9 protein-coding genes and 1 pseudogene are annotated in these 12,611 nt (G+C 69.7%); 5 read left to right on the top strand and 5 right to left on the bottom strand.

Going from position 1 to position 12,611, the window contains the following annotated elements; all coding sequences use genetic code 11:
- Nucleotides 1–117 precede the first annotated feature (117 nt).
- Nucleotides 118–1,398, top strand: coding sequence for a kynureninase (kynU, locus tag RPX00_RS20640; protein ID WP_406641560.1), 1,281 nt, complete (start codon nt 118–120; stop codon nt 1,396–1,398).
- Nucleotides 1,399–1,594: 196 nt separating this feature from the next.
- On the opposite strand, the gene RPX00_RS20635 is transcribed toward kynU, so the two are convergent.
- A complete protein-coding gene (locus tag RPX00_RS20635) occupies nt 1,595–1,891 on the bottom strand; it encodes a DUF6204 family protein (RefSeq protein WP_406641558.1) in 297 nt (98 codons plus the stop codon).
- Nucleotide 1,892: 1 nt separating this feature from the next.
- Nucleotides 1,893–2,495 carry a TetR/AcrR family transcriptional regulator gene (locus RPX00_RS20630; RefSeq protein ID WP_406641556.1) on the bottom strand — a complete coding sequence of 201 codons (603 nt, stop codon included), beginning with the start codon at nt 2,493–2,495 and terminating at the stop codon, nt 1,893–1,895.
- Between the two features lie 136 nt (nt 2,496–2,631).
- Here RPX00_RS20630 and RPX00_RS20625 point away from each other — a divergent pair, with 136 nt between their 5' ends.
- Nucleotides 2,632–5,694: a BTAD domain-containing putative transcriptional regulator gene (locus tag RPX00_RS20625; protein ID WP_406641555.1), complete on the top strand. Its 3,063-nt coding sequence runs from the start codon at nt 2,632–2,634 to the stop codon at nt 5,692–5,694.
- On the opposite strand, the gene RPX00_RS20620 is transcribed toward RPX00_RS20625, so the two are convergent.
- Entirely contained in the window at nt 5,676–7,046 is a 1,371-nt protein-coding gene (locus RPX00_RS20620) for an MFS transporter (protein ID WP_406641553.1), read from the bottom strand. The genes RPX00_RS20625 and RPX00_RS20620 overlap by 19 nt on opposite strands.
- An 84-nt stretch (nt 7,047–7,130) precedes the next feature.
- On the opposite strand from RPX00_RS20620, the gene RPX00_RS20615 reads away from it, so the two are divergent.
- The 3 genes from RPX00_RS20615 (at nt 7,131) to RPX00_RS20605 (ending at nt 11,030) form a co-directional block, all read left to right on the top strand.
- A complete protein-coding gene (locus tag RPX00_RS20615; RefSeq protein ID WP_406641551.1) occupies nt 7,131–7,994 on the top strand; it encodes a helix-turn-helix transcriptional regulator in 864 nt (287 codons plus the stop codon).
- A 39-nt stretch (nt 7,995–8,033) separates the two neighbouring features.
- The gene (locus tag RPX00_RS20610) at nt 8,034–10,295 is read left to right on the top strand and encodes a hypothetical protein (RefSeq protein WP_406641548.1); all 2,262 of its coding nucleotides are present in this window, start codon (nt 8,034–8,036) and stop codon (nt 10,293–10,295) included.
- A gap of 69 nt (nt 10,296–10,364) precedes the next feature.
- Nucleotides 10,365–11,030, top strand: a complete 666-nt coding sequence (locus tag RPX00_RS20605) for an alpha/beta fold hydrolase (RefSeq protein WP_406641547.1) — start codon at nt 10,365–10,367, stop codon at nt 11,028–11,030.
- Nucleotides 11,031–11,034: 4 nt separating this feature from the next.
- Here RPX00_RS20605 and RPX00_RS20600 read toward each other — a convergent pair.
- A pseudogene (locus RPX00_RS20600) lies at nt 11,035–12,020 on the bottom strand (glutathione S-transferase family protein).
- Between the two features lie 25 nt (nt 12,021–12,045).
- Nucleotides 12,046–12,525, bottom strand: coding sequence for a MarR family winged helix-turn-helix transcriptional regulator (locus RPX00_RS20595; protein WP_406641545.1), 480 nt, complete (start codon nt 12,523–12,525; stop codon nt 12,046–12,048).
- Between the last annotated feature and the right edge of the window lie 86 nt (nt 12,526–12,611).

Raw genomic sequence — 12,611 nt, 5'->3', positions numbered from 1 at the left:
GGAATACCCCGGGATAGCCGGGCGGGCATGGGAACGAGCGAATCAGGCATTGGACGGGCATGTCGCCCGGCAAGAACCATGAGATGCCCCTTCTCCGCCGACGATCTTGGAGTTCCCATGCCGGCCCTCAGCGAGGCAGCCGCCCGCGATCTCGACGCCAAGGACCCGTTGCCGACGTCGCGGGCGCAGTTCCACGTCCCGCCCGCGAACGGCTGCGAGACGGCCTACTTCGCCGGAAATTCCCTTGGCCTGCAACCGATCGCGACCCGTGCCGCGCTCGACGCGGAACTCGCCGACTGGGCCCGCCTCGGCGTCGAAGGACACCGCGAGGCCGAGCGTCCGTGGGTCTCCTACCACGAGTTTCTCCGCGATCCGGCCGCCCGGCTCGTCGGCGCACGCCCGGCCGAGGTCGTGATGATGAACTCGCTGACGGTCAACCTGCACCTGATGATGGTCAGCTTCTACCGGCCGACCCCGGAGCGGCACGCGATCCTCATCGAGGACACCGCTTTCCCGTCCGACAGCTACGCGGTCCGCAGCCAGGCCGCGTTCCACGGATACGACCCAGACGAAGCGGTCATCCGGCTCTCGCCGCGCCCCGGGGAATCGACCTTGCGCAGCGAGGACGTCGCGGCCTGGCTCGCCGAGCACGGGCACCGGGTCGCGCTCGTCCTGCTGGGCGGGGTCAATTACTACAGCGGGGAACTGCTCGACATCCCGGCGATCACCCGCGCCGGGCACGCCGCCGGGGCGATCGTGGGCTGGGACCTCGCGCACGCGGCGGGCAATGTGCCGCTGCGGCTGCACGACTGGGGCGTCGACTGGGCCGCCTGGTGCACCTACAAGTACCTCAACAGCGGACCGGGCGCGATCGCCGGCACCTTCGTGCACGAACGGCATCTCGCGGACCGTTCGCGACCGAAGCTGGCGGGCTGGTGGAGCACCGACCCGGCCGTCCGGTTCCGGATGCACCCCGCCGTGACCCCGGTCGATACGGCGGACTCGTGGCAGCTGTCGAACCCGCCGATCCTCGCCATGGCCCCGGTGCGCGCCTCACTGGAGATGTTCGACGCGGTAGGTATGGAAGCCTTGCGCGCCAAGAGCATCCGGCTGACCGGCTACCTCGAAACGCTGCTAGACGAGACCTGCGCCGACCGTCCGATCGAGGTGCTCACGCCCCGCGACCCGGACCGTCGGGGAGCGCAGCTTTCCGTCCGGCTGCACGGGTTGGACGCCGACGCGGTCAGCGACGCACTGCGAACCCGGCACGGGGTCGTCGCGGACGCCCGCCGTCCCGATGTGATCCGCCTTGCCCCCGTGCCGATGTACTCGACCTTCCACGACTGCTGGCGCGCCGCGATCGCACTCGCCGAGGTCACTTCCTCCGCCGGATCTTGACCGCCCGCAGATCAGTAACCGCGTAGTTCAAGTCCCGATACGGCAACCCATGCTCAGCCAACGCCGCGGTCGCGCCGTCCCTGGCCGCGCGTTCGACGCGGTCAGCGACGCACTGACGTGATCTGCCTTGCCCCCGTGCCGATGTACTCGACCTTCCACGACTGCTGGCGCGCGCCGACCGCACTCGCCGACGTCACTAACGCTTCCTCCGCCGGATCTTGATCGCCCGCAGGTCAGTAACCGCGTAATTCAAATCCCGACACGGCAACCCATGCTCAGCCAGCGCCGCAGTCGCGCCGTCCTTGGCCACGCGTTCGTCGTCGTCCGGACCGGCGGGCACCTGGCAGCGGAAGGTGAACGCCGTCGCGTTGACGTCGTAGGAGAACGTGCCCTCCTCGGTGAACGCGACGTCGGCCTTGCTTTCCAGCGTCGCGCGGGCGTTCTCGTCGAGAGCGTCAAACTTGCCGCGGATGATCACGCGGAACGCGTCCATGTCAGGTGTCCTTCCGGGTCGCATAAGTCAGTACTCGTTCGCTGAGCAGGCCTTCCACCGCGTCGAGGAGCGCCAGGGCCGCCTCCGCGATGTCGTCGGACCGCTCGCCGGCGACGGTGCGTTTGCCGATCTCGCCGTACAGCAGGCTGTGCGCCCAGCCGATCTGCGCCGCGACCAGCCCGGGCACCGGATCCCCCTGCGCCGCACCGGTTTCCGCGGCCAGCAGCTCGGCGAGTTCGGCGACCATCTGCTCGCCGAGGTCCCGCAGCCGGGCCGAGAGCGTGGGCGCGGCCAGCATCATCGGCAGCACCCGGCCGAACCCGGGACTGAGCCCGATCGTCCGCGAGCGCTGCCGGATCTCCTCGCGAAGGCAATCCAGCACCGCGCGCGCCGCGGAGACCCCCAGCCCCCGCGCCCGCACGATCCCGGCCAGCCGGTCCGCCGACGCCTCCGACGGCGGCAGTACGAGGTCCTCCTTGACGCGGAAGTGGTTGTAGACCGTGTTGACCGCGACGTCGGCGGCTTCCGCCACCTCGGCAATCGTCACCGCGTCGAATCCGCGCTCGACGAACATCCGCAGCGCGGTTTCCGCGATGCGCCGCACGGTCTCCTGCTTCTTCCGCTCCCAGAAGTCCCACGTCGTTCAGTGAAGCAGACTCCAAATTTGGTGTCGACTCCATTTTCAGATCTCCGGGAGATCCCGGAGGCCGCGGCTCCCATCGGCACGGCATCATCGACCAGTGCGGATCGGCTTGCTGGGCCCGCTGGAGGTCCGGAACGACGACGGTGCCGCAGTCGAGATCACCGGTGCCCGGTTGCGGACGCTGCTGAGCGCCCTCGCGCTGGAGCCCGGCCGGGTGGTCTCGGCCGGGCGGCTGGTCGACGCCGTCTGGGGGACGAGCCCGCCGGCCACGGCCAACGCGTTGCAGGCGCTCGTCTCGCGGCTTCGCCGGGCCGGCGCGCGGCTCGATTCCACCCCGTCCGGCTACCGGCTGCCCGAGGCGACCGTGGACGCGGCCCGATTCGAGGAACTGGTCACCGCGGCCAGAACGGCACCCGACGAGAAGCGCGTCGTGCTGCTGCGCGAGGCGCTCAGACTGTGGCGCGGCCCGGCACTGGGCGACGTCTCCGACGCGCAGTTCTTCCAAGGCCACATCGCGCGGCTGAACGAACTGCGGCTGACCGCCACCGAGGAGTACGCCGAAGCCGTGCTCCGGCTGGGGCACGGCGCGGATCTCGTCGGGGAACTGTCGAGGCTGCTGGCCGAACACCCGCTGCGCGAACGGCTGGCGGCGGCGTTGATGCTCTCGCTGCAAGCCGCCGGGCGGCCCGCCGAAGCCCTGCAGGTGTTCGCCCGGATCCGGACGGCGCTCGCCGACGAACTCGGCACCGATCCAGCGCGCGAACTGTCCGCCGCGCACACCAAGATCCTCCGCGAAACGATGGCGGACCAAGGAGAAGCCCGCACGAACCTCCGTGCCGGGCTGACCAGTTTCGTCGGCCGGAACGCCGAGGTCACGCGCGTGGCCAAGCTGGTCGGCGAGTACCGGCTCACCACGCTCACCGGGCCCGGCGGCGCCGGAAAGACCCGGCTGGCCACGGAAACCGGACGGCAGCTGCTCACCGAACGCGGCGGCGTCTGGTTCGCCGAACTGGCCCCGATCACCGACGGCGCGGACGTCCCACAGGCCGTGCTCGACGCGTTGGGCCTGCGCGAGCAGATGTACACCGGGTCGCTGAGCAGCGGCACTCCACGCGAGCGGGCGGTGCGAGCGTTGCGCGACCGGGACGCGGTGCTGGTGCTCGACAACTGCGAGCACGTCATCGAAGCCGCCGCCGAACTGGCCGAACACCTGCTCGGCGAATGCCCGCGGCTGCGCGTTCTCGCGACGAGCCGCGAACCGCTGGCGGTGACCGGTGAGGCGCTCTGGCCGGTCGAACCGCTGGCGCTGCCCGCGGAAGGCGCGACGCCCGTCGAAGCGATGTCGTGCTCCTCGGTACGGCTGCTGGCCGACCGAGCCGCCGCGGTGCGTCCCGGCTTCACGGTCGATGAGTCCACTGTGGACGACGTGGTGCGGATCTGCCGGGCGCTGGACGGAATGCCGCTCGCGGTCGAGCTTGCCGCGGCCCGGCTGCGGTCGCTGACCGTGCCGCAGCTGGCGGCTCGGCTCGACGACCGGTTCCGCCTGCTCACCGCGGGCAGCCGGACCGCGCTGCCGAGGCATCGCACGCTGCGCGCGGTGGTCGACTGGAGCTGGGATCTGCTGGAACCGGACGAACGGCAACTGCTGCGCCGGCTGTCGGTGTTCTCCGGCGGCGCGACCGCGGAAGCCGCGGAGGCGGTCTGCGGCGGTACGTCCGAGCTGCTCAGCGCGTTAGTCGACAAATCGCTGCTGACGGTTTCCGAGGACGACGAGCCGCGCTATCGGATGCTCGAAACGATCAAGGCGTACGGGTTGGAACAGCTCACCGTGGCCGACGAGCGCGAGGAACTGCGTCAAGCGCACGCTGAATGGTTCGCCTCCTTCGCCGAAACCGGCGACAAATTCCTGCGCCGCGCCGAGCAGATCGAATGGCTGGCCCGGTTCGCCGCCGAACACGGCAACCTGATCTCCGCCGTGCGCGGCGCGATCGCCGCCGGCGAGGCCACGACGTCGCTGCGGCTGGCGACGTCGTGCGCGTGGTTCTGGATGCTGACCGGACACAAAACCGAGGCGCAGGAACTGATCGAAGCGGCACTGGCGTTGCCCGGCGAGGCCGACCGCGAACTGCGCGCGATGGGGTACGCGATGGCCGCGCTGTTGCTGACCGTGGGGATGACCGACGAAACGTCCGCCGACGCCTTGGGCCGCAAAGCGCTCGAACTGAGCCGGGACAGCAAGAATTCCTTGCTGCGATTCCTCGTCCCGGTATACGCGCAAACCGGCGACAACGGTGTGCTCATGTCCGCATTGGACGAACTTCTGTCCGATGAGGACCCGTGGCTGCGCGCCCAGACGCTGCTGCGCCGGTCACGCGTCGTGCTGAACGTCTGGCACGACGCGGCCGCACAGGAAGCCGACGTGCGCGAGGCGGTCCGGCTGTTCCGGCAGAGCGGCGAACGCTGGGGCATGTCGCTGGCGCTGAACAGCCTCGCCGAGGTACTCGGCCGCCGCGGCGAACTGGAGGAAGCCGTTTCGTGCTACGAGGAATCGATCAGAGTGATCTCGGAGATCGGTTCGGCAGAAGACATTCTCTTCGCCCGCGGACGGCAAGCGCACCTGTTCTGGCAACTCGGCGACGAGGCAGCCGCCGCGGCCGCAGTAGCCGCGGCCGAACGCGACGCGCGGACTGTTTCGTTCCCGGATTCCCTCGCGTTTTTGGCGCAGACCAAGGCAGAACTCGCCCGCTGGCGCGGTGACCCGGCGGAGGCGCGGCGGGAACTGAACCGCGCCGAAGCGTTGCTGAGCGAGGTGCCGCCGCATCCGTTGTTCCGCGCGATGCTCCAGCATTCGCACGCCTATCTGGACGCTGAAGCAGGCGATCTGCCGTCCGCGCGAGACCGCCGCCGGGAAGCGCTGGCCATGGCCGCGGAAGCGGGCGAAGCGCCGTACCTGGCGACAGTCCTGGTGGGCGTCGCCGACCACGCTCTCCGCCTCGACCGCCCGGTCGCCGCCGCCGATCTGCTGGCCGCCGCCCACACCATCCGCGGCGGCCCCGACCTGGCCCTCCCCGACGCGACCGCCGCCGAGGCCGCCGTCCAAGCCGAGCCGTCCGGCACCGCCGACGATCCGGTCGCCCTCGCTTACGACGTCCTCACCTGACGCGGAAGCCACCGCAACGCAAGCACGCCCAACCCCGCACACAACACCGCCGCAATCCCCATCGCGACGTGCAGCCCCATCACGACCGTCCCGTCCAGCCGGACGACGAACGCCGCGACCGAACCCAGCACCGCGATCCCCAGCGCGTTGCCGATCTCGTTCGACGTCTCCGCGATCGCCCCGGCCGACCCCGCGCGCTCGGCCGGGACCGCGCCGACCGCAGTATCGGCGACGAGCGAGAACGAGATCCCGTAGCCGACACCGGCGACCACCGTCGAGGCGACGAACCAGCCGATACCACCGGTCGCCGTCGTCGCCAGCAGCAACGCCAGTCCGAGCGCCATCGCGAAATGGCAGGTCACCAGCGCCGCCCGGTTCCCGATCCGCAGGGCGAACGCCGGGGTGAGGACGCACATCACGGTCAGCGCGGCCGCCCCCGGAAGCGCGAGCAAAGCGGCGTCGAGCACGGACCACCCGAGCACCGACTGCAGATAGACGCCGGTCAGATACGCCGCCGCCGACCACGCGAACAGCGACAGCACCCCGGTGATCACCGCGACGGTGAACACCTTCTCCCGGAACAAGGTCACGTCGAGAAGCGGATACGCCAGCGTCCGCTGCCGCAGCACAAACCGCGTCAGCACCCCCGCGCCGACCAGCCCGGCGATCCCCGCCGACCAAGACAGACCGTAGGCGGCGAGGTGCTTGACCGCGTAGACCGCCAGCAGCAAACCCCCGGCGGACAACACAATGCTGAGCACGTCGACCTTGCCCGGCCGGGTCGTCTTGACCTCCCGGAGCACAAAGGGCGCAACAGCAAGGAAAACCGTGACGACCGGCAGGTTGACCAGGAACACCGCTCCCCAGTCGAACCGGCTCAGCAGCACCCCGCCGAGGATGGGGCCGATCGCGAAACCAGCGGCGAACGTCGCGGCGAAAACACCGATCGCGCGAGACCGCTTCCGCGGCTCCGGAAACAGTTCGCTGAGCACCGCGAGCCCCGACGGCAACAGGGTCGCGCCGCCGAGTCCCATCACCACGCGACAGCCGATCAGCCACTCCGGCGAGGTCGCGAACGCGGCACCGGCCGAGCCCGCTCCGAACACCGCGGCCCCGATCATCAGCAGCTTCAGCCGCCCGTACCGGTCGCCGAGGCTGCCGAACGCGATGAGCAGTGAGCCGACCGCGAAGCCGTAGCTGTCGAGGATCCACAGGGCTTGATCGGCGGTCGGGGCCAGGGCGCGGGTGATGGTCGGCATGGTCAGGAACAGGATCGAACCGTCCATCGAGACCAGCAGGACCGGTCCGAGCACCACGAGCAGCCCGAGCAGGGCGCGGCGGTTTTCAGTCATGCCCCCGATCCTCGAAACCCCGGCCGGCCGCGACCAGCACCGGCGATGAGTACCCCTCGCAGGTGCAGGCACCGTCGCGCGCGGATGCTTACGATCGGAGCTGTGCAGACCGAAACCCTCGGCGGATTCCTCAAAACCCGCCGCGACCGCGTGACCCCGGACGCCGCCGGGCTCCGGACGTACGGCACGCTCCGCCGGGTGCCCGGTCTGCGCCGGGAAGAACTGGCCCAGCTCGCGGGCGTCAGCGTCGGCTACTACACGCGGCTGGAGCAGGACCAGTCCGGCACCGCATCACCGCAGGTGCTCGACGCGCTGGCGCGAGTCCTCGGCCTCGACGACGCCGAGTCGCGCCACCTGCACAACCTCGCGCAGCGCTCCGGCGTCTCCCGCCTGGTGCGCCCCGAGCCGGAAACCCTGGACCCGCAGGTCGCGACCCTGCTGCACGCGCTGAGCGACAGCGTGCCCGCGATCGTCCTCGGCCGCCGCGGCGACGTGCTCGGCTGGAACCGCACCGGCCACCTCCTGCTCGCCGAACACCTCGACTACACCGCACCGGACTCGCCCGAGACGCGGCCGTCGATCCCCCGGATGTTCTTCCTCGACCCGCTGCACCGCGACCTCTACCGCAACTGGACCGACCTCGCGCGCATCCACATCGGCTACCTGCGCCTGACGTCCGGCCGGCATCCGACCGACGCCCGCCTCGCCGAACTGATCGGCGAACTCACCATGGGCAGCCCCGACTTCGCCACGCTGTGGGCGACCGGCGACGTCGCAGACTGCACCAGCGGCCCCATGCACCTGCGCCACCCGACACTCGGCAACATCGACGTCGACTACCAAGTCTGGCTCCAGCCCGACAACCCCGACCACCGACTCGAGGCCTACACCCCACGCGACGACGCTTCCCGGGACGCTCTCAGGCTGCTTGAGGTCGCTTCGCGCTAAACCGGCCTGTCGCAACACTTCATGTGGCATCATCCGCCGGTGACCGGCGAGCCGAGCGACCCGCATTCGATCGAGGAAGAGGACCTCGAGGACTTCGATTCCTGGACCGCGCAGGCCGCGCTGGGGTCCCTGATCGACGAAACGCTCAGCACCCCCGAGGTCGTCCGGCTCCTCGCCCGGGAATCGCTGCGGACCGAGGTCGTACGCGAGGAGCTGTTCGCGAACGAGACGCTGCTCGCGAAGATCCGGACGCTGCAGGACCAGGTCATGGCACAGGGCGACCGCGGTTTTCGCCCGCGAAACCGCACCGTGTCGGCGCGCGAGGTGCTCTGGCTGCTCGTCGCGGTGCTGCTCGGGCTCGGGTATCTCAGCCTGATGAGCGCCGCCTGGGAACAGCTTCCGGTGTTCCACCGGATCTTCGCCGGATTGATGGTGCCGTGCGTCCTGTTCGCCACCGGCGCGCTCGCGGTCCGCAAGGTCACCGCCCTGCGCGAGTGGATCAACCCGGATTCGATGCAGTTCCACGAGGAGCAATTCGGCCTGGGCCCGCGCCGGTCCTTCGCCGCGCGCGAGATCATCCTGCCCGAGGTCCGCGACGTCATTTCCGCGCACCGGCAGCTGCATTTCGGCACAACGCTGGTTTTCGAGCAGCAATACGACCTCGGCGAGGAGGACAGCAGCCGGATCGTCCCGACCGCGGCAGCGAAACGGATCCGGCGCGTCCTCGAACGCGCGGGCTCCGGCGCGGTCGCGCTCGGCGGGCAACGCGGGTCGGGCAAGACCACCGCGATCCGTTCCATGCAGCGCGGCCTGCTGCACGGCAGCGAAAACCCGGCCCCGCTGGTGGTGGTCGCCTCCGCGCCGGCCACCTACGACGCCCGCGATTTCGTGCTGCACCTGCACAAACTGCTGTGCCAAGCCGTCCTCGACCGGCTTCGTCAAGTGCTGGGACTGGGCACCGGCTGGCGCTGGTGGGCCCGCCGGATCCGGCGCGGGGCGACCGACCTCGTCCTCTCGGCCGCACTCGGCTGGGCCATCGGCGGCGTGCTGTGGAACGGGAAATTCACCCAATTCCCCGCCGAACTGTGGCAAACCCTCGCCAAGGTACGGTTCCCGGACCTCCTCGGTCCATTGTGGACAAACCAGCCGGACGGCAACCGGATCGCACTGGCCGTAGTCGCCGTCCTCGCGCTCCGGTCGGCGGCGAAACTCCTCGCCGCCGCGGCCGACGCACTGCTGATCCTGCTGCGCCGCAAGTCGTCCGAGGTCCCGCGCGCCCTGCAGGCCGAAGCCCGGCGGCAGCTGCTGCGGATCCAGTACCTGCTGACCTACACCACCGGCTGGTCGGGCAAACTCGCCGTCCCGGCGGGCGGCGAACTGGGCCGCACCCGCACCACGCAGCGGGCCGAACAGCAGCTGACCCATCCCGAGGTGGTCGACGAGTTCCGCGCGTTCGCCCAGCTCACCGCCGAGGTGCTGCGCGAGGAAGGGATCACCGACCGGGTCGTGGTCGCCATCGACGAGCTGGACAAGATCGGCGAGCAGGACAAAGCCCAGCAGCTGGTGAACGACATCAAGGGCATCTTCGGCGTCCCCGGCTGCCTGTACTTCGTCGCGGTGTCCGACGACGCGGTGCTCAGCTTCGAACAACGCGGCCTGGCCGTCCGCGACGCGTTCGACAGCGCGTTTTCCGAGGTAGTGCGCCTGGAATCGTTCACGCTCGACGAAAGCCGGCTGTGGCTCGCGCAGCGGCTGCCCGGGGTTCCGGAACAGTTCTGCTACCTGGCCCACTGCCTCTCCGGCGGACTGCCCCGAGACCTGCGCCGCACCACGATCGACATGGTGGACGTGACGATCGAGCACTACGAGCCTTCCCTGTCGACCGTCACCGCCATCCTGGTCTGCACCGACCTCGGGTTGAAAACGAGCGGCTTCATTTCGCAGGCGCGCGGGCTCACGCAGACCCCGGAACTGGCGGACCTGTGGCCAAAACTCCTGCGCATCCCCGACACCCGCGAAGCTTCCGCCCTCGCCGAACTGGCCGCCGAACTGCACGAAGACGCGACGCCCGACCTCGCCGACCCGGTCAACCGGCTGCGCCTGCACAGCAGCGCGTTCGTCCTCTTCTGCGCCACCGTCCTGGACGTCTTCACCGACGCACTCACCCAGTCCCGCCTGACCCCAAGCCTGCACGAACTAGCCGTCGCCCGCCGACGGCTCGCACTGGACCCGCACCTGGCGTGGGCGACGCTGACCGACTTCCGCAAAGCACACGACCTGCGGCTGCCCAGCCAGGCATAACCAGCACTTCTGGAGCACGGAACAACCAGCTCTTAGACTTCTCGCTTCGCCGCTCCTAGCGTTACGTCCATGACCACCTACGTCCTCGTCCCGGGCGCCTGCCACGGCGGCTGGTGCTTCGACCGGCTCACCGGCCAGCTACGCGACCGCGGCCACCGCGTACTCCCGCTGACGCTCACCGGCCTCAGCGAACGCCAGCACCTCCTGCACTCCGGGGTCAATCTCGACACCCACATCGAGGACGTCGTGCGCGCGCTGCAAGCCGAACAGGTTGAGCACGCTGTGCTGGTCGGCCACAGCTACGGCGGGATGGTCATCACCGGCGCCGCCGACCGAGTGCCCGAACTGGTCGACGCACTGGTGTACCTCGACGCCTTCGTCCCGGAAGACGGCGACTCCTGCTGGACCCTCACCGACGACCGGCAACGCGAGTGGTACCTGAGCGTCAGCGAGACCGGGTACGCCGTGCCGCCCCTGCCGTTCTTCGACCCGCGCGCGTCCGCACATCCGCTGGCGACGCTGCTGCAGTCCATCCGGCTGGGCTCGGACCAGAGCCGCTTCCGCCGGGACTACGTGTACGCCCGGATCTGGGACGGCGGATCCCCGTTCGAGCCGACTTACCGGCGGCTGCTCAACGATCCACAGTGGACTGTCCACGCACTGGAGAGCAAGCACGACCTGATGCGCGACGCACCGGACGAGCTGCTGCGGATTCTCCTGGACGCCGGGGCCTAGCCGCTCACGAGAGCGCAGGCACCCGCTCCCCCGCCGGCGGCAACCCAGGCGGCGTCCCGTCCCCGAACGGCCTCCCGCCCAGCTCCTCCCGCCCATGCGGCGTCAACCATCCCGCCGCCTCCGGCCCCACCGGCACGATCCCGGTCGGGTTCACATTCCGGTGCACCACGTAGTAATGCTCCTTGATCTGCCCGAAATCGATCGTGTCCCCGAACCCGGGCGTCTGGAACAGATCCCGCGCATACGCCCACAGCACCGGCATCTCCGCGAGCTTCTCCCGGTTGCACTTGAAATGCCCGTGGTACACCGCGTCGAACCGGACCAGCGTCGTGAACAGCCGCACGTCCGCCTCGGTGATCGTGTCCCCCACCAGATACCGCTGGCCCGCCAAGCGCGCGGAAAGCCAATCCAGCCGGTCGAACAGCGCTCGGTACGCCTCCTCGTAAGCCGCCTGCGAAGTGGCGAAACCCGCCTTGTACACCCCGTTGTTCACGTCCCGGAACACCTTCTCCGCGACGTCCTCGATCTCGTCGCGCAGCCGTTCCGGGTACAGCTCAGGCGCGCCGTCCCGGTGGTAGGCGCCCCATTCCAGCGACAGGTCCACGGTGATCTGCTTGAAGTCGTTGGTCACCACCTGTCCACTGGGGACATCCACAATGGACGGAACGGTGATCCCGCGCGGATAGTCCGGGTACCGCGCGAAAAAGCCTCCTGCAGCCGTTCGATGCCGAGCACCGGGTCGCGGCCGCCGGGGTCGAGGTCGAAGGTCCAGCTGCGCTCGTCGTGCGTCGGGCCGCACAGGCCCATCGACAGCACCTCTTCGAGACCCAGCAGCCGGCGCACGATCGACGCGCGGTTCGCCCACGGGCACGCGCGCGCGATCACCAGGCGGTACCGGCCCGGCTCCACCGGCCAGCCGTCGCGGCCGTCGGCGGTGATGCGGTCGGAGATGTAGTTCGTGTCACGCTTGAACTCACCCTGGTCGGGCATCGGAAGCCTTTCGTCGGGAGGCGGGTCAGTCGTCCGGGCAGGCCGAACAGTCCGGCGGCTCCAGCGCGGCGGCAAGCCGGGCGAGGATCGGGCCCGCGGCGCGGACCTCCTCGGGCGAGAGGTGGTCGAACAGGAACGTCCGCACGCGGTCGAGGTGCCCGGGGTACGCGGCGGCGAGCTTCGCCTTGCCAACGTCGGTGAGCGTCGCGTGCGCGGCCCGGCGGTCCTGCGGGCACTTCACCTTCCGCACCAGGCCGCGGCGCACCAGGTCCTCCACGACCCGGCTGATCCGGCTCAGCGACAGCGCCGTGTCCTGCGCCAGATCGGTGAGCCGAAGCCGCCCTTCGGGCGCTTCCGACAGCGACACCAGCACGGTGTAATCCGTGAGCGAGACCCCGTTGTCGTGCGCGAACTGGTCCTCAAGGGCCCGCGGCAGGACTGTGACGATGCGCGCCAGCGGACGCCACACGGCTTCTTCTTCGCTGGTCAGAGGGGTTCTGTTCACCACAGAGGGGGAGTATATCCGACACTTGCTCGCGCAATCAGTTATTGTGGTCTACAGTGCTAGTTGAACACTCAACCAAGGACCCG

The sequence above is a fragment of the Amycolatopsis sp. WGS_07 genome (assembly GCF_045278895.1).
In the GTDB taxonomy this organism is placed as follows: domain Bacteria; phylum Actinomycetota; class Actinomycetes; order Mycobacteriales; family Pseudonocardiaceae; genus Amycolatopsis.
This window is presented reverse-complemented; position numbering and strand designations above follow the sequence as displayed.